Below are 23,853 nucleotides of genomic sequence, written 5' to 3'. Positions count from 1 at the left end.
TTACTCGATGGTCTCGCCCTGCTCGTCATCATCCCGCTCCTTCTCGTAAATAAGCACGCGAACCTTCCATTCCAGCATCTCATACTGCATGGAGATCTCCAGTTTCATTTTCTGAGTGATACGATCGGCATTTTGAAAAGCCATGACGACGCTGGTAAATTTCATTTCTTCTGTCGGGGTTTCATAGCGGCCATTCAGGTAGAAGGTTTCGCCATAGTCCATCTTAACAGCAAGATTGTTCAATGAACTGAAGAGTGAATGAAATTTTTTCTTTGCCTCATTAAAGTCCTCAGTGGTCAACATCGTTGCCTGCCAGCTGAACACATCATTGGCTTTTGAAGAATAGCGCGTAATAGTTGCTGACTCTGCACCACTAACTTTGAAGTTGCATGCATAGTTTACCGACTGTGGATTTTCTTCAATGACAGTTCCCTGTAAACCTGCGAAATGATGAGGGTATTCCCTTATCACTTTCTTCATGTCTGTGCTTAATGGATTGGCGCCTGGAATACGAACCTGAGAGATGGATGGAATTGATAGGGCAATAGATAGCCCTGTAAAGAATAGGGTTTTTACGATTCTTTTCACAAGTAATGGATTATAAGAGTTAATAAGTGGTGCAAAGATTATAAAATATCAGAACGATTATATAATTTCAGCAAAGTTTTTTCGTTAAACCAATTATTAAACAAGTCCAGTATGAAAAACAGGAGCATTATCCACTCTCACGAAGAGGCAAGGATTTACCAACGTTACTATAAGCCATCTCTTAACCCGCTTCACTTTCTCAAGTCTATTTTATGTGTATTCATCTCTGGTTCATCACCAGCGGCGAGTGCTGTAGCGAGAAGAAGATAAGTAAACTTTTCCCTTACTAACCCTTACTGAATAGCAAGGCCTCGTTATGAACGAAGCCTTTTTTTATTCCCTCCGCAAAGCATAGCACTGGATCGTGACCAGGTCAGGGATGAGTCGCAAGATTTGGGTGAATGAGTTCTCCGACTATGTTTCCGGTCGTTTATTCACAGTCATACTCCCGTTATTTTCCCGGCAGATCTTGTGTTTTTCCCATGGATTCCCTTTTGCATAAAGTGATCTTTACAACAGAGAAATTTCTTAGTCACCGTCATTTTCAGGACTGGTGGAGGAGGGCAGTCCTGAAAAGGGCGGTGCGTTTTTTTATTTCATCTATGATCAAAAAAAGGAAGAATGAGATAGGAAATATGGAATGATACAATTGAAAAGTGGGCGACGACAGTCAAACGCAGCAATGCGGTTGCTGTCGTATGCCCATTTCTGGCCTGCGCGCGCGGCAGTGAATGACTCTGCGTGCGCGACGGTAAATGGATCGTATCGCGCAACGGAATCTCAACCGCCCCCCCTAGAACGCATAAGCCTCCGGTACTTACACCTTTGCCAGTATCAATATAGTACCTCTGAAACCTACCAGACTTTCCAAACCTGTAGCAAGATATCAACCTATTAACCTATGGACCTGAGAAACCTAGGGAACCTGTGAAACTTTTAAACTCTTAAACCTTCAACCTTTCAGCCTTTCCCTCCCCACCGCTTACCCCTGATCCCGGCAGACTGCATTGGACCCGGCCGGACATTAGTCATAAAACAAATGCGCAGATAATTATCTTATCTGCGCATTTGCTGTTTCGCATCATCTGCGGAAATCTATACCTGTTATTGAGAAATTCGGATATTATCCATATTCCTGTTCATCATCCTCATACCCGGCATCCCCGGAGGGCCCTGAGGCATTGACTGGCCGCCCATCTTTGTAAGATTGAACAGGAAGCTGACCATAAAGTAACGACGCAATACCATGCTGCGCGTATCCTCAACGTAGTTCGTTGTTATCGTCCGCAGAATGCTCTGGTTCTGATTAAGGATATCATTCACTGAGAAGCGAAGCTCTCCATTCTTCTTCTTGAAGATCTGTTTTCTCAGGCTGGCATTCCACAACGGGATGCTCTGGTTATAACCTTCCGCGCGTCCCGTATTGATCAGATAATTGAAGTCTGTTGCAAGGATAAAACTGAAGGGCAGGTTATAAGAGGCATCCACAGAGTAGGTCTGTGTAAGGTAATCCTCATCCACGCTTTTAGCCTTTGTATTCTTCACATCATTATATGCCAGGTTTAAACGCAGGCCGAGATCGTACTTCGATTTGTTAAGGTTTATTCCGGCTCCCTGCGAAACCATGAATGTACGGGCAAGGTTCTTAACCAGTTTATTGTCCACCTGGATCATGCTTACATCCTGTGTGTAAGACGTGTTATTGCTGAAGTTCAGGCTTGATCCTTTCCATTTTGGGTTTTTAAATGGTAACCCCAGTGTGATGAACGCACTTCCGCGGTAGTATCCATCAAGGTTCAGGTATTCAGTGGTCTGCACACCATTGTTGACACTGATGCTGTTAACGATCTTGTTTTGCGTTGTGGAAAAGCTCAGGTTTGCCGCGATCAGGCGGAAGGTCATAATATTGAAACTATTGTAACCGATCGTGAGGTTGTGGTTGAACTCCTGCTTCAGGAACGGATTACCAATGATGATGTTCAGCGTATCTGTTACATCACGTACGTTCTGCAACTGCGACAAAGTTGGCTGATTGGTCCTGCCATTGTACGCAAATCTCAGATTCTTGCTTTTGGTAGGAGTGAAGTTGAAATTGGCTGTTGGGAACAAATTAGTATAGCTTGCTTTGTTCACCGAATCTTTCTGTGTACTTGCCTGATAGCTCTGACTTTCGAGAGATGACCTTTCAACGCCCAGACCAAACTGGTAATTGTACTTCGGTTTTTGCACTCTGAAGTTAGCTCCCACGCGATGGCCTTCGAAGATATTTTTGAACTCATTTGTCAGCAACAGATTTGGCGTTTCATACTTTCCGGAAGCTGCATCATAGTTATAGGCTTCGCGGTCTGATGTTCCGACATTTCGTGTATACCGGTAATTCAGTTCCAGTAATTTGTTAAGCCCGAACGGCTCCGTATAAGAAGTGCTGAATGCATTATTGTTGGTATTTGTTTTCTGAAATGTCCGCTGGTTCTGGTTAACGGCCCGGTCTACGAGACCGCTTTCCTGGTAAAATGTATTGTTGGAAATTGTCAAACCATTGGCATCACTGTTCCCGAATGTATTATTCCATCCCAGTGTGATCGTTCTGCCTGTTTTGCCGAATTTATGACGGAACAGAAGGTTGTTATTCCAGGTGAAACCATCACGTACATTCTCGTTGTTTGTTTTGCCAACAACACCCAGGAATTGTTTTCCCAGTTGCTGTGTGGTCGAAGAGGAGGTGTCGAATGAATAGCTTTCAGAGTGTTGTTGTGTAATGGAAGGGGTGTACAGAATAGAGTTCATCGAATCGATCTCATATTCGAACCGCAGATTGAACCGGTGATTTTGATTTTTGCTGGTAGACCAGGTTTCCCGGTCGCGGGTCACCACAGAGTCGCCATAAGTGGTTCTGCGAAGCGTGCTTTGTTCCTGTCGGTTATCGGAGTTGGAGAAGAAATAGCTCCCGGTAACTTTCATCTTATTGCTCCATTGGTCGGTGTAGTTGATGCCTGCAGAGAGTGATTTGATCAGGCCGGTGCTTCCTCCCGAGCTAAAGCCTCCGCCGCCGCCTCCGCCCGCGCGGATGGTCATGCCTCCGCCACCGCCGCCGAATCCGCCGCCGCCCATCATTCCTCCTCCCATACCGCCGCCGCCGCCGAATCCACTGAATCCGCCCATGGAGCTGATGATATCGGAAAAGGAAAAGCCCTGTTTATTGATGTTGTTGGCATTGAATAAAAGCGAAATACGCTGGTTGCCATTGAACTTATTCACGCTGACATTTCCTTCGTAGCGGTCATTGCTGCCATAAGCAGCGGTCGCTCTTCCGAAATAGCCTTTATTACGGTCTTTCTTCAGTTTGATGTTCAATGTTTTCGCACGGCTTCCGTCATCGATCTTGGTGAATTTTGCCTGGTCGCTCATATCATCAAATACCTGGACACTTTCGATCATATCGGCCGTAATATTCTTTGTAGCAAGTTTTGGATCGTTTCCAAAGAACTCTTTACCATCTACATATACTTTCTGAACGGTTTCGCCCTGTGACTTTACATTACCTTCTTTGTCCACTTCCATTCCGGGAAGTTTTTTCAGGAAGTCTTCTGCCGTAGCATTCGGCAGTGTTTTGAATCCGCTGGCGTTGAACTGAACCGTATCATTCTTTACAACGATCGGTGCTTCATTGGTGACGACAACTCCTGTCATTTCCTTGAAGTTGTTGGTAGAGGCGATCTCCCCTACGTTCAATTGCTTCTGATCTTCGGTCAGTGATACGCTTTTTTTGATCTCGGTATACTCCTGGTGGGTAATGATCAATCGATAGTTTCCCGCAGCGAGACCCTTGATCTCAAATAGCCCCTGCTTGTTTGAGAGAGTAAAGGTTACGAGAGACGAATCTTTTTCGTGTAAAAGGGAAATGGTCGCGTCTGCGATGGGCTTCTTATTGGTGGTGTCCATCAATTTGCCGGAAATGCTGCCATCAGCTTTCTGGGCTTGCGCGAAATAGCCAAAAAGGCATACAAAAAGTAGTGCTAGAATTTTTCTCATAATCGGTTATAAGCTTGTACGAAGTTAGACGTAAGAGTGTGACGTAACCTGCGTAATCAATACCGGGAAAAGCTCAAAACCGGATGAATGGGTGAAATGTACCGGCGGATGGTCAAAGTAAAAAGAAAAAGCCCCTGCAGCGTTGGTATTTGCTGGCAGGGGACTGTAGTTTTTACTTTTGGATTTTGCTTTCTTACTTAGCTGAACAGGTACTCCACATCCTCCCTCGTCAGGCTCTTAACAAATGACGAGTCGTCTGCGATAAGGTCTTTTGCCAGAGCGCGTTTCTTGTCCTGCAGCTGAAGGATCTTATCCTCGATCGTGTCGCGGCAGATCATCCTGTATGCAAAAATGTTCTTTGTTTGTCCAATACGGTGAGTCCGGTCGATGGCTTGTTGCTCAACAGCCGGGTTCCACCAGGGGTCAACGATGTATACATAGTCGGCTGCGGTAAGGTTAAGACCCACACCACCGGCTTTTAATGAGATCAGGAATACGCGAACCGTGTCATCATTCTGGAAGCTTTGAATAGCTTTTTCTCTGTCAGGTGCAGAAGTACTACCGTCAAAGTATTCATACTTAACACCAAGTTCATCCAGTTTGCCTTTGATCAGGGCGAGCATGCCGAGGAATTGCGAGAATACCAGTGCCTTGTGATTGCTGATGTTTTCTGTGATCTCACGGCCCAGCTCTTCAAGTTTAATGGAATGATTATCAAACTTCTCTTCTTCATTCAGGATTGCCGGCGAATCGCAGATCTGGCGGAGCTTCATCAAGCCCTGAAGGATGGTCAGTTGCGAGCGCTGAATACCCTGTTCCTGGATGGTGCCGAGGATCCTGTCGCGGAAGTCATTGCGGTAAGCATCATAGATCTTTCTTTGTTCATCTTCCATTTCACACCAAAGGATCATTTCCTGTTTTTCAGGAAGGTCTTTTGCTACCTGTTCTTTTGTTCTTCTGAGGATGAACGGGTAGAGGATCTTTTTAAGGTGCTCTTTCCGGTCCTGTTCCCCAAACTTATCGATCGGGATCGCAAATTCCTGGCGGAAGAATTCCATTGTGCCAAGCATTCCCGGGTTCAGGAAGTGCATTTGCGCAAAGATGTCAAACGTATTATTCTGCAGCGGAGTACCACTCATACAAATGCGATGTTTCGCATTTAGCAGGCAGGCCGCTTTGGTTACCTTGCTTGACGGGTTCTTGATCGCCTGGCTTTCATCAAGTACGACATAATCCAGGGTTACGCTCATCAGCAGCTTGATATCACTCCGCAGTGTGCCATAAGTAGTGATCGTTACGTCATGATCCATGATCTCTTCACGGGTACGCGTGCGCGTGGCTCCGTGGTGAATGCGGTACGTAAGCTTTGGGGTGAATTTGCGGATCTCACTTTCCCAGTTATAGATCAGCGTAGTGGGACAAACAACCAGCGCCTTGATCCCACCTTCTTCTGCCCGGCGGTGCTCAAGGAAAGATAGAGCCTGAACGGTTTTACCCAGACCCATGTCATCAGCAAGGATACCACCCCATTTGATCTCGCGGAGATAATTCAACCATTGAAATCCCGCTGCCTGATAAGGGCGAAGGATCGGTCTTAAATGCTCTGGCGGCTCAATTTCTTTTATCTGGTTGAACTGGCGGAGGTTCTCATATTTCTCTTCCAGTTGAACAACCAGCTCTTCTTCATCACGGTTTTCATATAGCTCATCCACCACACTCAGGTGATAGCGGGAAAGTTTCAGGTTGTTGGAGTTGCCTTCACCCACCCGGAAGAGCAGGGAATACTTTTTTAGCCATTCTTCCGGCAGGATCCCCAGGGTGCCATCATTCAGCTGAACGAATTGCTGCTTATTTGCCAGCGCACGTTTAACTTCTGCCACCGTTACTTTCTGATCACCAAAGACGATATCCACTTTTGCATCAAACCAGTCGGTATTGCTGCTGATAAAGATCTTGGTCTGAGGCTTGGCTGTATTGAAACGGAAGTTCTTGAGTGCTTCGAATCCAAAGACCGGTGTCTTCATGTCTCTCATCGCATCCACAAAAAGGAAGAACCAGTTGTTTTTCAAAACGTCCGAACCTTTCAATGCCAGCGAACCGTTCTCTTCATTCGTGATAAAGTTTGAGTGAAGGTTCTGGAGTTTCGCAATGAACACACCTTCAGCCTCGCGGTTCCGGTGTACGATCAGCAGCTTATCTCCCTGTGGTACTACGATCTCATCACGATCCTTGGCTTTTGTCTCGTAACCTTTATAAGAGAAAGAAGGCTGGAATATAAGATAGTCGCCTTTTTCAAGCAGGAACAGTTTTACCTCAGGTTCCCCGTCTTTTACTTCTTTGATCAGACTTTTATCGAAATCAACTTTATGTTCCTTTGCAAGAGGAAGGATCATTTCCTGCATTGTTTTCTCCCAGTCATCCTCCTCGATATCTATTTTACCGGAAGGGAGAAACTTTTCTGCGAGATGGACAACTTCATTGCTTTTCCAGAGAAACAACTGGTAGTTATAAAGAAAGAAAAGCGGACTTTGTGTTTCGTTCTCGCCAAGATCGTATTCCATGCTACCCGCCTGAACACGGCACTGGATAGAGTAATTACCATTCTTTTTGATGATAAAATGCGGCTTTGCTTCTTCCGCGGATACCTGAAGCGGCGTAAGATTGGCCGATTTGAACAGCTTGCCCTCATCCAGTACAAAAAAGAGGGTATTCTCTGCCTGTTCGGTACAGAGTTTTTTCAGGCGGGGAAAAAGGTATTCCGCCATCAGCTCTTTTGTTTCAGCAGGGATATCATCATCTTCCTGATGAATGATATTTTCCCAGATGCCGGAGAAAGGAGAATTTCGGCTGATATATTTATTGATCTCAGCTTCCTGCAATTTGCGAAGAAGCGTAAGCACCTGCTTGTCTTCTTCGGATAATTTATCTGTATCAATATATCTGCTGATATCAGGTTTTTCCACTTTGCCGGCAAAGCCATCGGCAGCCGCGTTGGATTCTCCAATCACTGCATCGACGGTGAAATAGGGATAGTTCTTTTTATTCAGGTTGAATATCACACCGAGACGCTGCGACGGTCTTGGTTTTTCCGGTTCCTCTTCTTCCGGAATCTCAATCTCTTTTTCTTTCTGTGGGATCAGAACAGGTTTAACCGGTGCCGCGACTGTTGCGACACGTTTGATACCCGTGTCCAGCACGCGGAGAAACGGTTTTCCTTCTTTATATACGAACTCGAATTTTCCTTTCAGATCATCTGCGAGGGAATAGCCATAGGCTTCCAGCAGCTTATTCTTTTCTTTATCCCAGTTACGGATACTATCAAAATAATTCGCGCCGAAAGCGTTCAGCAGCTGAAGGAATACGATCACTTTAGGAAGGCAGAGCGGATGCTCGGTATCCTGGTAGTCGCAGCTTGTATCAAAGTTCCGCTCCTCATTTTTCCGGATCAGCACTTTGTAGATCTGACCATCTAAAGGAACGGCGGCTTTTACGGTTTCGTTTTCGGCCAGCTCGATCGTTGCCTTTTGCGTACGCAAATAGGTTTCAGCGTCTGAGAAAACGGTGGGAGATGAGAGAAGTCGAAGTGTTTTAAGTTCGATGGACTTCATCTTCGCGACCGTATGTCGCTGATCATATTCTACTTCTTCCGCTTGCAGATGTCCTTTATCGATCATTTCCTGCAACTGAAAGAGGGAGGCTGTTTCATGGCGGCAGATATCACCGATATTATACGGGCAGCTGCAACGCAGTGAAAGACCTTTGGGGTCTTTGAATTTCTGAATATAAACCTTGTAAAAGGTGGAGTAGCTATCGTCTTTTACACGAAATACGGCAGAGCCGAAGAGATCATCATACTCTATCAATTCCACAAATCCGATCGCGTGAATTTTTTTACCGCGGCGGATCACTTCATCCGTACCATGAGTGTAAACGTACTTGAGCAAATGAGGTAAAGCCATAGTTCAATTTCCGGTTAACAATAAGCCGGGCACAGCGCCGGAGGCTTAGACTGTGAGGCTATTGCCCTATATTTCTCATGCGAGGGCAATCGGCAAATCTAAAGGAATGTGAGCCGGATTTCCTTGCAAAAACGCATAAATAATAAATAATTTTTGGAGGGGGAAAAGAGGTACCTTAGAAGATTTGCCCCGAGGGAAGCGATGGCCGATGGCCGACCTTGATAGCCGGAGCTGGATATTATTTTTCGAACAAACGCTATCGACGGATTGGTTTAATTTAACAAGTCAGGAAATCTGGCCATCGGCCATTCGCTCATCGGCCATCGAACAAACAGGGGCCATTCCCATCTCTGAAATCCGTACCTTTGCGGCCTGAAAAAATTTATGAGCAGTAAGCCAACTTTGCACACGTCACTGTCGCCAGCCCTTTTGCATTTGTATGATCTGAGTAATAGCGTGGTGGTGATCATTGATGTGTTTCGTGCCACATCGACCATATCTTCAGCCCTTTATAATGGCGCCAAATGCGTAATTCCTGTTGATTCGGTGCCCAAGGCGATCGAGATCAGCCGGAATATCGATGGCATCGCCGCAGGTGAACGTGACGGGCAGATTGCCGAAGGTCTTGCTCATGGAAACTCCCCATTAGAATATAATCGCGAATTTATAGGTGGCCGTACCCTGGTGCTTACTACTACGAATGGTACAAGGCTGCTTCATATGGCCCTTGAAAGAGGCGCGGATACCATCGTGTCTGGCTCTTTTCCAAACCTTTCCGCAGTTTGCGAATTCCTGCTCGCGCAGAATAAGAATGTTGTACTGGGATGCGCGGGTTGGAAAGACCGCTTCAACCTTGAAGACACTTTGTTTGCCGGAGCTGTTATCACCCGTATCAAAAAACACTTTGAGATCCACTGCGATAGTTCACTGATGGCAGAGGCAATGTATAATAAACACAAGAATAACCTGATGGGCTTTGCAACAAAGCTTACTCACTACCACCGCCTGGTGGAAAGGTTCGGGTTGATAGACGATATCAAATTCTGCCTTACAGAAGATGGAGCGAACGTATTACCGGTCTATCGCGAGGGCCGGCTAGTCGTGGAAACTGTGAAGTGATTGATTTAAAGTGTGTTGGGGAGGCTGAACACGAGGTTTGCAGGGGCTTTGACGTGTTCTTGTTCCTCATCAGAAGAGGGTTCACGCGCATTTTCTAAGTGTTTTGAGGAATGACCTGCAAGGAAACCCTGCCCCTATTGCTGCATTCGTGTCAATTCGCGGCCCTTCCGGATCATTAGCGTTCCAGGAGTTTTTTCCAGTCGGACCCTTCTGCAAATTTCTTGATCACCAGATTCCGTTCTTCGATCAGTTTTTTCATGTACCTGGTCAGATAGACTTTATTAAAGCCTTTGCCGACGGCTCCGTAAGGTGACTCAAAATTGAGGATATCGATCATGATCGTTCCGTTATCACAGGGTTTGAAATGGTGCTCATGCTTCAATAGTTTGAAATCGCCTTCAGCCTGTTCGTCGGTGAACATTTCCGGCTTTTTCATTTCTGTGATACGGGTTTTGAGAATACGGTCTTTAAAGAGATGCCTTGCTTTCCAGGTAACAGTTTCGTCTTTTTCGATCAATCCAAAGCGAACACCGGCAACGGCTTCTTCCTTATGTTTGGTCATGGATTGTTTGTGCAGGTCGATGCTGCGGGCGAGATCGAATACTCTTTCTACCGGGGCGGCAACGAAAGTAGTCAGATGGATGGTAGGCATAGTCGCTTTACAGAGTTTGGTTTTGCATTAGGATGGAATTTTCGGCTTACCCATTCTGCTTTGCGAAGGTTGGGCGGTCTGTCCGCTGACCTGAACAAAGAGGAAGTGTAATAGCCTTCGCCACGTATTTGCCGATAGGGCAAATTCATTCAGCGAAGGCTATTACATCAAAAATCCCACCAGAGTCTTTTTATACAAAAGGTATTTTGGAAACCTTTGCCTGCAATAATTTGTCTCTCACTTTGATATAAATGTCTGAATCGATCGCTGCAAAGGCTGTGCTTACGTAGCCAAGACCGATCGCCTTGCCGAGGCTTGGAGATTGTGTTCCGGAGGTAACCACACCGATCGTGGCGCCCTGGTGGTCCTTTATCTCATAGCCATGGCGAGGAATTCCTTTATCGATCATTTCAAAACCCACCAGTTTCTTTTCAACGCCTTTGGCTTTTTGTTCAGCAAACAGTTCTTTGGACGGGAAGTCTTTTGTAAACTTGGTGATCCAGCTGAGGCCAGCTTCGATCGGAGAAGTGCCGTCATCGATATCGTTCCCATAAAGGCAGTAGCCCATTTCGAGGCGGAGTGTGTCCCTCGCGCCAAGGCCTACCGGTTTGATCCCCTGTGCGGCGCCAACTTCAAAAATGGCATTCCAGATCTTTTCCGCACAATCGTCCTTGTCTTCAAAATAGATCTCTACGCCGCCTGCTCCTGTATATCCGGTAGCGCTGATCAAAACGTTGTCAACACCCGCAAATCTGCCTTTTGCGAAGGTGTAATACTTCATATTCATGATGTCGATCTCTGTCAGTGGCTGCAGGATACTGGTTGCGTTTGGTCCCTGAATGGCCAGCAGGCCGGTTTTTTCAGAAACGTTATGCATTTCAACATTCTTCGAATTGTGCTGGCTGATCCAATTCCAGTCTTTTTCGATATTTGATGCGTTAACCACCAGCATATACACTTTGTTTTCTTCGATGCAGTAAACCAGCAGGTCATCAACCAGCCCGCCATTATTGTTTGGCAGGGAACTGTACTGGGCCTGTCCGGCTTTCAGTTTGGAAGCATCGTTAGTGGTTACACGTTGGATCAGGTCAAGCGCATTCTCTCCTTTAAGGATGAATTCGCCCATGTGGCTTACATCAAACACTCCGGCATTCTTGCGGACGGCTGCATGTTCGTCATTGATACCTGAATAAGAAATAGGCATATTGTACCCGGCGAACTCCGCCATCTTGGCGCCAAACGCTATGTGTTTTTCCGTAAACGGGGTCTTTTTCATATGTGATTGTTTATAGATGCGCAAATGTACGGTTTCCGCGAGACGAACCGTAAGCAGAATCCGGGGTGCGGTCTTCAGTCAACTGTTGTGGCGATTACACAACGTCAAAACGAACGTTGAAATTTAATCCAGTCCCGGACGGGTCCGGAGCTCAGAACGCTTATAGAGCGTAGAAAGAACGTAGCGAGACCGTAGGAAGACCGAGAAAGCAATGAGAAGGTACCGAAGAAAAAACGCTTTCTATTTGCTGCTCCAGCCCAGGGTGTTGCAGGCCGGGTTTACCTGGAGGGTCAATATTGGTTGGCTTAAGGACCGTTAATGGATCTATGCCCGGGTGTTAATTCGTGCCATCTTTTTTGTAGTTGTTGTATGGTTTCATCGGGTAAGGCATTGGCACTTTCTCATTAAGATAGCCTTTTGCTCTTAAAATGCTGAACAGGCTGTCGGCAGATTGTTTGCTTCTTTTTTCGAAACTGGTTTTCGGATAAAGAAGCAACTTATACTCAAGTCCTTCCCAGCTGCGATTGATCCACCCCTTCTGCTTCATGAAGCCGTACTGATAGTACTCGTCTTTCTGAAGCCCTTTCTTTATCGTGACGTCACCAGTGCTATGATACACTTTCTTTTCTTTATGATCGATACAGTAATAAAAACCTTTGCCGGTAGTTTGCTGAAGCTGCAAACAGATCAGCAGCGGTAACAGAAGGGAAAAGTACTTCATATTGAAACAAAGATGAGACAGAAAGATATAAACAAAAATGAAGAGCATACAATTGTGTGCCCTTTTTCTTGCTGCTCCGCCCATTTCCTTAAGAGAAAGAAAAATGGGTAAGAACAGCAAGAAGAAGAAATGCTATTTGTTCATGCGCTTTTCCAGCTCTTCTATCTTTTTTTGTTGCTGGATAATATACAGGGTGAGCTCTTCGATCTTCTGTAAAAGGATGGCTTGATTTTCTCCCAGATCAAGACCATTTTTCTCAACATCTTCTGCGGGAACTACGCCTGGTAAGTGACGGTGCTGTGTGATGTAGTTTTCCACGTCTTTCAGAGGCATTAATTTATAGTCCGGGCTAAAAACATAGTCGGGCCAGTTACTGAATGCTTTCACTTTTACTTTTGTGAAGAGAGCCGTGCCATTAACGGCAAGTTTATGATCGGTCAGTGGGGCAGTACCAATACCGATATTACCATTTACTCCTATTGTCATCCGGGAGTAAGGAGAAATTTCCAGGTTGGTTAATTCCGTTTGGCCAGTTGGTTGTCCGGCATAAAAACTAATGTCTCCACCGTTTTCGAATCTCATCATTGAGAAATCCGGATATGCCGCATCGGAGATCACCCATTTATTCTTTGAGAAATCCCAGGTGAGGTTTTGTGCAAGGATGGAACGCGTGAAGTTATTTTGTTGTGAAAGAACTACCTGTAATGCGGCCCTGTCGAGTATCTGAATTTTACCGTATCCGGCAAGCTGAATATTACCGTCAACAGTAAGCTTTTCTGAAGGCGTGGCTGTTCCAAGACCAACGTTGCCATCACCCCGCACATACATCAGGCTTTTATGTCCTGCCAACGGATTACCGTCCTCATTAAAATTTCCATATACTGCAAAGGCGTAGGAAGACGATGATAGGTTTGCCACACCCACTGCCGTTCCGTAACCCTGACCCCACAAATACGTTCCTGCCGACCCAAAGTTGTTATACGCTTTTACATGAAGGGGATACAATGGCGTAGGAGCGTTAACGCCAACATTTCCATTGTTATTTACCGTTGTACCGGAATTACCCCATTGAGCTTTTGCTGTAAATGGAATGAACAGTATGAAAAAGAGTTGTCGGAAAATAGTGGCTTGCATGGTAAGGTGTATTTATGATTGATAAAAATTGAGCGGAAGTGTGTTGGTTGAACCCGACTTTTTTATACAGAGATCCCAAATAAAAACAATCGGCATACATTTCAAAGAGTGTTGATAAACATTATTTTAAAGCATCAGAAATATAGGAGCTTACTCTTAAGTGCCCATACGGGTTTGCACCTTTCCTGATAAAAGATGCGAGGTGGGTAACCAGACCGGAAGAACAATCGGATCGAAAATCCATTTCCCGGTAACGTACCCGGAAATAGAAATAATTATGTAATTTGTCGTTCTGTTAACGTAAAAAAGATCCACATCAGCGTATATTGGTTTGCGCTAAATAAATCACCGATTATGGCAGATAATGTTTACGATGCAATTGTTGTTGGCTCGGGTATCAGCGGAGGATGGGCTGCGAAAGAGCTCACAGAAAAGGGCCTCAAAGTATTGCTTCTCGAGAGAGGCCGCAATGTAGAACACGTAAAGGATTATGTGAACGCCAATAAAGAAGTATGGGAATTTGAGCACAGAACAAACCGCCCCACAGTGCAGATGTTGAAAGACTATCCTGTATTGCGTCGCGATTATGTATTGAACGAAGCGAACCTTGATTTCTGGGCGAAAGACAGCGAGTCGCCATACACTGAAACAAAACCGTTCGCCTGGTTCCGCGGCTATCAGGTAGGCGGGCGTTCCCTGACATGGGGCCGGCAAAGCTATCGATTCAATAAATGGGATTTTGAAGCGAATGGAAAAGAAGGCATCGGTGTCGACTGGCCAATCCGCTACAATGATCTTGCTCCATGGTATAGCTATGTAGAAAAATTTGCAGGTATACAGGGAAGTAAAGAAGGCCTTGATGTATTGCCGGATGGTGAATTCCTTCCGGCAATGGACATGAATATTGTAGAAAAAGACGTAGCGAAGCGGATCAAAGAAAAGTTCGAAGGCAAGCGGCATTTCTTTATCGGTCGCTCTGCCAACATCACACAACCAAAGCCGGAACAGAAGCGGATCAACTGCCAGTATCGCGACAGATGCTGGAGAGGGTGTCCTTATGGGGCATACTTCAGTACGCAATCGGCAACACTTCCTGCGGCGATGGCAACCGGTAACCTTACACTTCGCCCTTTTGCTATCGTAAAGCAGGTGCTGTATGACAAGAATACAAAGAAGGCGACAGGTGTTGAAATACTGGATGCGGAAACAAATAAAACATATGAGTACAAAGCGAAGATCATTTTTTTGAATGCATCGGCATTGAACTCAACCTGGGTGCTGATGAACTCTGCTACCGGGATCTGGCCCGATGGTTTGGGAAGCAGCAGCGGCGAGCTCGGACACAATGTGATGGATCATCACCTGAATGCAGGAGCCTCAGGGTTTGTGGAAGGTTATGAAGACAAATACATTTTCGGGAGAAGACCAACCGGTATATATGTCCCCCGCTATCGTAACATATACGATGATAAGCGGGACTATGTTCGCGGTTTTGGATACCAGGGCAGTGCCAGCCGCGAAGGATGGAAACACGATGTGGCAGAGCTTACCATCGGAGGCGCATTCAAAGATGCAACCTGCGAAGCGGGTTCCTGGAAAATGGGCCTGAGCGGCTTTGGAGAAATGCTGCCTTATCATGAAAACAAAGTGACCCTTAATAAGAATAAGACCGATAAATGGGGTCTTCCAGTTCTTGACATGGATGTAGAGATCAAAGAAAACGAACGCCGCATGCGGAAGGATATGATGAATGATGCGATTGAAATGCTTGAAGCGGCCGGCGTGAAAAAGATCAAACCGGAACTGGACGAAAAGTATCAACCCGGCATGGGGATCCATGAAATGGGCACCGCCCGGATGGGACGCGATCCTAAAACATCCGTTCTCAATGCACACAACCAGGTATGGGATGCCATTAATGTGTTCGTGACAGATGGTGCCGCCATGACTTCCGCTTCTTGCGTAAATCCATCACTTACTTACATGGCATTAACAGCAAGAGCAGCAGACTATGCCGTTGGTGAATTAAAAAAAGGTAATCTCTAAAATATGAATCGAAGAGAATTATTACGACTCGTAACGATGGCTACCGGAAGCGTACTGATCGGAAGTGAATTGCTCTTATCCGGTTGTAATACTACAGACAGCAACACAGCCTTTGCATCCCTTACCGCAGAGGAGATCGCTTTTCTCGATGAGGTAGGTGAAACTATTTTGCCGGCAACGGCTAGTCCCGGTGCAAAAGCTGCTGAAGTGGGTAAGTTCATCAACGTGATGATCCGGGACTGTTACGAAACGGATGATCAGCAAACCTTCCAAAAAGGGATAAAAGAATTGGATCTGGCCTGTAAAAAAATGCAGGGTAAAACATTCCTGGAGGCAACGGCACAACAACGAGAGCAATTCCTGATAGCGCTGGACAAGGAAGCAAAAGACTACAGCAAAAAGAAAACACTGTTCGACAATGAGCAGGGCAAACTATATACACAGGCACAGGAGAAAGGCGATCTTCAATTTAAAAAGGAGAGAATGCAACCACATTATTTTACCATGATGAAGCAACTGGTGATGATCGGATTCTTTACCTCCAAAACAGGTGCTACTCAGGCGTTACGGCATGTGGCAGTACCGGGAAGATATGACGGCGCCATGGAGTACAAAAAAGGAGATAAAGCCTGGTCGAGTAAATAACCAACAATCCGGCCTGGCATTAGAAGAAACAATGCTCTAAATGCTTTCTTGCCGCATCTGCCGGTGAAAGGTACGCCGGCGATAAGAATACAGGCAATCTGTGAATGTCTTTCCTGCTTTAACACGTTGGCATAGAATGTTATTCTTTCCAGACTTTGACTGATTTAACGGTTAGCGGTTGAAGGGGATTTGCAAAGAAGGCGCCAAGGTAATCAACGCCATCAGCTCCGTATCCCGGAACATGTCCTCGTTTTTTAAAGAACAGGAGTTGCGCATTGGGCATTGTACGTTTGATGAGCCTGTTATAAAACGGACTGCACCACGGGTCTATATCTCCAGCAGCGATCAATGCCGGCACGGCTGAATAGACAGGGGTCTTGGCCACCGGCGATTCTGATCTTACATTCCAGCACTTACAGATTTCATGGTCAACATTATTGAAGGAAAACCCGGCGAGCCAGGGTAATATGCCTGATTGCTTTTTGATCAAAGCTGGATCCGCATAAGCGATCTGTTCTGTACAATACAAGGAGTATCGCATACCGTGAGACAGGGATTGGTCAGATGAGAAAATGCCATCCAGTATGTTTGTGACATGTGCGGCATGATTTCCATTTATAATGTCAGACATGACTTTGGGAAGATGGCTGAAACCGTTTGTTGAAAGCCCATTAAGGATCACTTCCATCAGCTCCTCCTTGCCATATTTTACAGAAAACGAGTCATTCTTTTGTTTGTCGCTGTATTTCAAATGGAACGCTTTGTTTGTGATACTGGTGAAGTAAGTCCTGAACCTGCTCCGGAGATCGCCGTATTGTCTGATCACTGCTGTATCGGAGTTGCAGTAATCAAAGAAGTTTTCCAGCGCTTCATTTATATTGAACAATGCCTGTTCTTCATAGTTTACAAAGCCGGGTAAGGGCGACCCTAACACCAATGTGCGCACGGCTTCGGGATGGTTTCTTGCAACAGTCAGCATTAATCCGCCACTGTAAGAAATGCCAACCAAATTCAACGAGTCGATGCCAAGTCCAATCCTGAGGTCGTTGATGTCGGCTGCGCTTTCAATTGTCGTATAGGAAGACAGATCAATACCACGGGAGGTGAACTCTTTCCGGCATTGCCTGATCGCGATAAGCGACAGGCTATCACGGTCCAGTCCCTCCCGGTAGCTTCGTTGAATGGCGGCAGAAACGCCTGTACATTCAAGATTCGGGATTGACCTTTTAGAGCCCCGCTGGTCAAAGGCGATAAAGCCTCCATAGGCAAGCCACCCCGAACCTTCTCCAATACTGTCTATGTTACTGACGGTACTGTATCCCGGTCCACCCGTTGTGAACAGCGTGATATTCTTTGTAGCAGAACTTTGCGCCTTTCTCACAAAAATAAAGGGCACTTTCACTTTATTCCCTGCGGGCTTTTTCCGGTTTTCCGGGGCGACAAGATATCCGCATACGCTGACCACCCCTGGTCCGATCTTCACCGGGCAACCCGTGACTTCTATGACAGATCTGTTTTCCTGGGATAAGACAGGGGTTGAGAATAAAATGCTTAATAAGAAAGGGCCATACTTTTTCATAACAACGATTGACACAGCAAAGGAAAGACCTGCAGCTTGCGCAAAAAAGTAAAAAACGGACAATCAGTGGATCGCGGAGAGTTTCATTCCGGTGAAGCGGAATGCATCTTTGTAAAAATGACCCGGATCAAAATAACCGAAATCATATACGGAGAATGACGTTCGGTTTTGCTTATAAGCAGTTAATGCTGTTCTGGCCCTGATACTTGCCAGAAAGCTTTTGGGATTCGTACCGGTAACAGCGTGAAAATATCTGTTGAATGTTCTTGAAGAAACAAATAATTGCTGGGCGAGTTCTTCTGTTTGCAGCTTCATGCCTGAATTGATAAAGCTGGTAACAGCCTGCGTTACGGGGGAAAGTAGCGAGGTTTCTGTCTTATTGCGAACAAACCTGTCCAGCAAAAAAGATTCGAGCAGCTGATAGCGTTGCTCAAAAGAGTCCTGTTTCTTCATGCGCGTTAATAGCTCAGCGGGAATGATCCCATTTGCATCGAATACATCATTAACCAGTTTACGTTGTTCAACTCCCATGATGATCTCCAATGCGCCGGGATTGAATTTTACCGTGAAGATATTATCGGAAGGAAGGTTTTGCCGTTCTACTATTCGATCCCTTAAAAGCAGAATGTCCTGGTCAGCGGAAATAAAATGCAGGTCGCTTCCGTTCCTGAGGTGATAGGGAGCGCCGAGATTGATCCAGATCGTAGGAGTATAACTGGGGAAGAGTTTTACTGTGAATGGCTGATCACCGATGCAATGCCGCGAATGTTCATCGGAGGTTTCTGAATAAAACTCGACAAGGCTTTCCAGTTCCGGGCATGGTTGCCGGAACTTATAGAGGCGGCGTATATCGTGGAAGATCTCGATCAATTAGGGAAAGATAAAACCTGTAACCAGACTTTCCGCCGACTTTTACAGGAGAGGTTTGTGACTGGGATCAGTGATCTTAGCGTCGTGCGCGCAACCGGCCCGGCACTATAACTGTTCGCCATCTTCGTATTTTCCCTAAGGAATAGCTGCGCCATTTATCTTTCTGACACAAGAAATGATTGCTGTGCTTTGGAGTGGTAACAAAAACGATTCAAATTTGAGCCGTTTTATTTTTAAACCGGATCTGTACCATTCTATAACCAAACCTTTTCAAAATCCAATTCAATTTCTTATGAAATATTCTTCTGTAGCAGCGGTGCTTTTATGCATCACGATCAACACCCACGGGCAGCAATTTATCAGCGACAATGTAGTCGCCGGAGCAAGCGGTACCCACTGGCAGGGCTTCAAGTCAAACGGTCCTTCCACTAAGTGGGGATTCCAGCAAAATGACCTGATGTATATCGGACTCGGCGGTAATCTTTATAACCGCGGGTTTAGTGCAAATGCAATGGGAATATTCAATGGGTCCACAGACCGGGAAGACATTTTCCTGTATAATCAGAATAGTCCTTATGCAGACTTCCTTGTCTTAAAAGCGTCAGGAAATGTTGGGATAGGTACGGTTAGCCCGACCAGCAAACTGCACGTGCAAAACGGATCGATCCAATTAAGTCACCCGATCTTTCACGAAATAAATACCCGTTTGGTAGTGGATGAAGAAGTGCCTTCCATCCGGTTTACAAGATGGACAGGAACGGCCCAGCAGCAGCACAACGCTTTTATTGGGCAGTTCTACAATACCGGTTTAAGTGAGTATTCTTTAGCATTAGGTACAGGAAAAAGTACGGATGGCAATCAGAATACTGCTACGACCAGGATGACAATTACACACACCGGAAATATTGGCATCGGAACGCTGACTCCCCAGGAAAAACTTGTCGTAGCGGGTAACATTCATGCACAGAAAGTAAAAGTTACCGTCAATGCGGGAGCTGACTTTGTTTTCGAACCCGGGTATCGTCTAAAAAACCTTGAGGAAGTAAAAAGATTTATACAGGAACATAAGCATCTTCCAGAAATCCCTTCGGCAAAGGAAATGGAGACAAACGGCATCGAGTTAACAGAGATGAGCATCAAACTACTTCAGAAAGTGGAAGAGCTTACGCTGCACCTCATAGAGCAAAAGCAGGAAATTGAAAACCTGCGGAAGGAACTTTCACTGATCAGGTCGAAATAATTACAGAAGGTTTAAGTTGTCCGGTCTTTTTGCAACAGATCATTGCCCGTAAGTGCACACTGACTGTCCGGAAACGGACAATCAATGCCGCCCGGGAAATACAATCCAGCAGCATTCAATATTTTATGTTACTGGCATGGCTGTTGGAAAATCTCTTTAACCTTAACTTAAACCTTATGTTCATCAGTCACTTCAAAATGGCCTGGAGAAGTCTTGTCAAAGACCGTCAGTTCACCATTCTCAACCTGGTTGGGCTTGCTTCAGGCCTTGCATGCGCCCTGATGATCTATCTATGGATCGTAGACGAGCGCAACGTTGATAAATACAACTCCAAAGATGAGCAGCTTTACCAGGTAATGCAGAACATTCCGCACGAAAATGGAATAGAGACGATCGAACACACTCCGGGATTGCTTGCAAATGGGCTGGCAAAGGAAATGCCCGAGGTTGAATTTGCCGCCACCGTTGTACCTGCATCGTGGTTTAGTTCGAAAGGAATTATTTCAACGGGGGAGACGAAATTAAAAACCGGCGGGCAGTTTGTCAGCGCAGACTACTTCAATATATTCAACTGCCCGATCATCGGGGGTAATAAGGAGACTTTGTTTGCTGACCGGCAATCGATAGCCATATCAGATGAACTGTCAGAAAAGATCTTCAGGAAAGAAAACCCCATCGGGAAAACTATAGAGTGGACGCAGGACGATTTTAACGGAACTTACCGGATCATTGCTGTTTTTAAAAAGAACCCCGTAAATGCATCGGAGAGGTTCGACATCCTTTTTAACTATGCATTGTTTGAAGAAAAGCGTCCGACGATCCTCGCCTGGGGCAATAGTGACCCCAGCACTTATGTACTGCTGAAAAAGAGGGCGGATGTAGGCCTGTTCAATTCACGACTGAAAGATTACCTGAAGACAAAAGACAGAAAAGCAGGCAGCACCCTTTTTACAAGAAGGTTTTCTGATAAGTATCTGTATGGTCAATATACAGATGGCGTACCGACGGGAGGAAGGATCGCTTATATAAAACTGTTTGGAGCAACAGCTGTGTTTATTTTGGCGATCGCCTGTATCAATTTTATGAACCTTTCTACGGCCAGGGCTGCAAGGCGGATGAAGGAGGTTGGCATTCAAAAAGCGATGGGTGCATCGCGCAGCCGCTTGATCCTGCAGTACCTGAGCGAATCGGTGTTGACAAGTTTTTTTGCACTTTTACTCGCCGTTGTTCTGATCGCTGCATTAATGCCGGCGTTCAACAGCATTACCGGAAAATCACTTTCTTTTGACCTGAATCCTTCCATTATCACTGCCACGGTGGCGATCACATTTGTTACCGGATTGATTGCGGGAAGCTATCCCGCTTTGTATATTTCAGGATTCAGACCGGTGGCTGTTTTAAAGGGGCAGCTAAAAACCTCCATTGCCGAGCTCTGGACGAGAAAAGGACTGGTTGTCTTCCAGTTTGCCCTTTCAATTTTTGCTATCGCAACAGTGTTGATCATCTACCGGCAGGCAGCATTCATTCAATCAAAGAATCTTGGTTATAAGAGAGATAACTTAATCCATTTTGACCTGCCGATCGGATTCGATTCCGATCAGCTTGCATCTGCATCAAGCTTTATAAACGAGCTGAAAAAGATCCCCGGAGTGACCAACGTATCAAGCTACTATCATAATCTGACGGGCGGTCACGGAAATATCGGCGACTTCTCCTGGCCTGGAAAAGATCCGAACACCAATATCGATTTTGTAAACCTTGAAGTTGGCGATGGTTTTATTGAAACGGTTGGTATTAAAATGAAAGAAGGAAGGAGTTTGAGAATAAAGCCGGGCGAATTCTTCAGCCCTTCAAATGAGATCGTATTCAATGAGTCTGCTATTAAGGCGATGGGACTTTCTGACCCAATTGGTAAAATGGTAAAATTCTGGGACCGGCAACGTGTGATCGTTGGAGTAACGGAAGACTTCCATTTTGAATCGCTGTACGAAAAGGTCAAGCCGTGTTTTTTCCAGGCATTTCCTGTAATGCCAAATATCATTGTAAAGATCAAAGCCGGCACGGAAAAACAATCCCTGGCCCGGATCAGGACGATATTTGAACAATTCAATAAAGGACTGGCGTTCGACTATCGGTTTATGGATGAGGACTACCAGGCGATGTATCAGTCGGAAAACCGCGTAGCGGCATTATCTAAATATTTTGCGGGACTGGCAATCCTGATCTCCTGTCTTGGTTTGTTTGGCCTTGCAGCCTTTACCGCACAAAAAAGGCAGAAAGAAATAGGGATCAGGAAGGTCGTTGGAGCTTCGGTCTCCGGTGTGGTCTTTATGTTGTCAAAAGGATTTTTGCAATTAATATTTATTGCAGCACTTATTGCATTGCCATTGGTTTGGCTGACGATGACTGGATGGCTGAATGGGTTTGCATACAGAACGTCGATACCGGCGGGTATATTTGTGGTCACTGTTGCTTCAATCCTGCTGATCACACTTATCACCGTCAGCGTTCAATCTTTGAAGGCTGCGTTAATGAGCCCGGTCAAATCGCTGCGCAATGAGTGATCTTTATTTTTTGTACTGATAAAAGATCCCTTTATCAAAAGGAGTCCACCAGCAGGCTTTCTGTCCGGATGCTTTTAATGCCTTGTTGGTCCAGGTATTGCAGGTTTGAAAAAGACTGTATGTGCCCGTTGCTTCATAGAATGCATCATACTGACCGTAGCGGGCTTCAGTAGGAATGACGATCGGTTTGCCCGAGCTGTCTTTTTCAAAACCGTTCTCAATGAATTTTATCAATCGTTTATACTGGTCAGCGCCCATGGCGAGTTTTATGCAGGACTCATCTTCTTTTAATGCGGGATAGTATGTTGTGTGCATCGCGGTGCTGCTTAAGGCGAATGCGGCACGAAAAGCTGTTTTGAATTTCAGGTCAGCCCATGTCGGAGTTTCGAGGTAAAATGCTTTGTCGCCCCACCCAAATGCGAGATAGGAAACGGCAGTATCGCCGCTGCGCGTATGCGCATAAGGAATATCTGCACTCCAGTCTTTGAATTCGTTCTTTACAGGCAATACAATGTCTGCGTGTACACCATTTGTTTTCAGGTAAACCATTATGTCGGGCGATTGACCCGGCTCTGCCTTGACGGTGATGCGGGAAAACAACCATGCACAAAGCAGGTAAAGTAAAACGATCCCAACAATCGTAATAAGGGTACGGAATAAAAACCTGAATAGTCTTTTCATTATACGGCTTTCTGTAAAGATTTATACGACAATTGAAGAAAGGTGACCCGCAGAACCTGGAGCTGAATGAAAAACCCCACTCTGTTGCAAAGGAATACGAGGTATCGCCACTTCTGCTGTATGCGTCCGGAATGTAGCATGATATTTCATACATTCACTTCAAAGCTTAAATGATGAGAAGTTTTCTTATGATGCTGTTATTGATTGCCGTTGATGTTTTTGCGCAGGAGGATGCAGGGGCAATGGATGTGATGAAATACCAGGAGCAGCTACTTGGAACAGAAGCTCCTCCTCTAACGATCACCGACTGGCTTCAAAATATACCCGCCGATACGAATTTTACCGGAAAATACAAGGTTCTTGAATTCTGGGCGACCTGGTGTCTTCCATGTTTGAAAGCGGTACCACACATGAATAAGCTTCAGGAGAAAATGAAGGGAGAGAATATTGTTTTTGTTTCCGTGGGCTATGAATCTGCAGAGAAGGTAAAGGCAACGCTGGAGAAAGTTTCATTCGAAACTATTGTTGTAAGTGATCAGACAAGATCAATTCATCGTGGTTTGGGGATTCAGTATAAAGGAACAACCCCACTTCCAAGAACCGTTTTGATCGACGACAAGAACAGGATCATCTGGTATGGAACCCCAAAGAAGCTAACGGAGAAAATGCTTAGAAGATTTGTGAAGGGCGACAAAGTCTGAGAAGCAAACGCCGCAAATCCGAATAGATAATGCGGTGATGATTTAA

General features: G+C 45.5%; 16 protein-coding genes. 6 read left to right on the top strand and 10 right to left on the bottom strand.

Annotation, left to right across the window (positions count from 1 at the left end; all coding sequences use genetic code 11):
* From LZZ85_RS01665 to LZZ85_RS01655, 3 genes are all read right to left on the bottom strand, one after another.
* Positions 1–588, bottom strand: a complete 588-nt coding sequence (locus LZZ85_RS01665; RefSeq protein ID WP_237868185.1) for a hypothetical protein — start codon at positions 586–588, stop codon at positions 1–3.
* A 1,104-nt stretch (positions 589–1,692) separates the two neighbouring features.
* Positions 1,693–4,620 carry an outer membrane beta-barrel family protein gene (locus LZZ85_RS01660; RefSeq protein ID WP_237868184.1) on the bottom strand — a complete coding sequence of 976 codons (2,928 nt, stop codon included), beginning with the start codon at positions 4,618–4,620 and terminating at the stop codon, positions 1,693–1,695.
* A gap of 197 nt (positions 4,621–4,817) precedes the next feature.
* The gene (locus LZZ85_RS01655) at positions 4,818–8,579 is read right to left on the bottom strand and encodes a DEAD/DEAH box helicase (protein WP_237868183.1); all 3,762 of its coding nucleotides are present in this window, start codon (positions 8,577–8,579) and stop codon (positions 4,818–4,820) included.
* A gap of 384 nt (positions 8,580–8,963) precedes the next feature.
* Between LZZ85_RS01655 and LZZ85_RS01650 the strand changes: the two genes are divergently transcribed.
* On the top strand, positions 8,964–9,698 hold the full coding sequence (locus LZZ85_RS01650) for a 2-phosphosulfolactate phosphatase (RefSeq protein ID WP_237868182.1): 735 nt from the start codon (positions 8,964–8,966) through the stop codon (positions 9,696–9,698).
* Positions 9,699–9,873: 175 nt separating this feature from the next.
* Here the strand turns inward: LZZ85_RS01650 and LZZ85_RS01645 are convergent, their stop codons facing one another.
* The 4 genes from LZZ85_RS01645 to LZZ85_RS01630 all read right to left on the bottom strand — a co-directional run bounded on the left by LZZ85_RS01645 (position 9,874) and on the right by LZZ85_RS01630 (position 13,481).
* A complete protein-coding gene (locus LZZ85_RS01645; protein WP_237868181.1) occupies positions 9,874–10,350 on the bottom strand; it encodes an SRPBCC family protein in 477 nt (158 codons plus the stop codon).
* A 190-nt stretch (positions 10,351–10,540) separates the two neighbouring features.
* Positions 10,541–11,626, bottom strand: coding sequence for a glycine cleavage system aminomethyltransferase GcvT (gcvT, locus tag LZZ85_RS01640; protein WP_237868180.1), 1,086 nt, complete (start codon positions 11,624–11,626; stop codon positions 10,541–10,543).
* Positions 11,627–11,963: 337 nt separating this feature from the next.
* Positions 11,964–12,395: a hypothetical protein gene (locus LZZ85_RS01635; RefSeq protein ID WP_237868179.1), complete on the bottom strand. Its 432-nt coding sequence runs from the start codon at positions 12,393–12,395 to the stop codon at positions 11,964–11,966.
* A gap of 84 nt (positions 12,396–12,479) precedes the next feature.
* Entirely contained in the window at positions 12,480–13,481 is a 1,002-nt protein-coding gene (locus tag LZZ85_RS01630; protein WP_237868178.1) for a hypothetical protein, read from the bottom strand.
* 354 nt (positions 13,482–13,835) lie between these two features.
* Between LZZ85_RS01630 and LZZ85_RS01625 the strand changes: the two genes are divergently transcribed.
* Positions 13,836–15,527, top strand: coding sequence for a GMC oxidoreductase (locus LZZ85_RS01625; protein WP_237868177.1), 1,692 nt, complete (start codon positions 13,836–13,838; stop codon positions 15,525–15,527).
* 3 nt (positions 15,528–15,530) lie between these two features.
* A complete protein-coding gene (locus LZZ85_RS01620; RefSeq protein WP_237868176.1) occupies positions 15,531–16,172 on the top strand; it encodes a gluconate 2-dehydrogenase subunit 3 family protein in 642 nt (213 codons plus the stop codon).
* Between the two features lie 139 nt (positions 16,173–16,311).
* Here the strand turns inward: LZZ85_RS01620 and LZZ85_RS01615 are convergent, their stop codons facing one another.
* Positions 16,312–17,751, bottom strand: coding sequence for an alpha/beta hydrolase (locus LZZ85_RS01615; protein ID WP_237868175.1), 1,440 nt, complete (start codon positions 17,749–17,751; stop codon positions 16,312–16,314).
* Positions 17,752–17,814: 63 nt separating this feature from the next.
* The gene (locus LZZ85_RS01610; protein ID WP_237868174.1) at positions 17,815–18,621 is read right to left on the bottom strand and encodes an AraC family transcriptional regulator; all 807 of its coding nucleotides are present in this window, start codon (positions 18,619–18,621) and stop codon (positions 17,815–17,817) included.
* 292 nt (positions 18,622–18,913) lie between these two features.
* Here LZZ85_RS01610 and LZZ85_RS01605 point away from each other — a divergent pair, with 292 nt between their 5' ends.
* Positions 18,914–19,861, top strand: coding sequence for a tail fiber protein (locus LZZ85_RS01605; protein ID WP_237868173.1), 948 nt, complete (start codon positions 18,914–18,916; stop codon positions 19,859–19,861).
* Between the two features lie 176 nt (positions 19,862–20,037).
* On the top strand, positions 20,038–22,425 hold the full coding sequence (locus tag LZZ85_RS01600; RefSeq protein ID WP_237868172.1) for an ABC transporter permease: 2,388 nt from the start codon (positions 20,038–20,040) through the stop codon (positions 22,423–22,425).
* A 3-nt stretch (positions 22,426–22,428) separates the two neighbouring features.
* On the opposite strand, the gene LZZ85_RS01595 is transcribed toward LZZ85_RS01600, so the two are convergent.
* Positions 22,429–23,106, bottom strand: coding sequence for a TIGR02117 family protein (locus LZZ85_RS01595; RefSeq protein WP_237868171.1), 678 nt, complete (start codon positions 23,104–23,106; stop codon positions 22,429–22,431).
* Between the two features lie 173 nt (positions 23,107–23,279).
* On the opposite strand from LZZ85_RS01595, the gene LZZ85_RS01590 reads away from it, so the two are divergent.
* Positions 23,280–23,807 (top strand): TlpA family protein disulfide reductase, encoded by a 528-nt coding sequence (locus tag LZZ85_RS01590; RefSeq protein ID WP_237868170.1) that lies wholly within the window; start codon positions 23,280–23,282, stop codon positions 23,805–23,807.
* Positions 23,808–23,853: the final 46 nt, after the last annotated feature.

Source organism: Terrimonas ginsenosidimutans, assembly GCF_022012415.1.
In the GTDB taxonomy this organism is placed as follows: domain Bacteria; phylum Bacteroidota; class Bacteroidia; order Chitinophagales; family Chitinophagaceae; genus Terrimonas_A; species Terrimonas_A ginsenosidimutans.
This window is presented reverse-complemented; position numbering and strand designations above follow the sequence as displayed.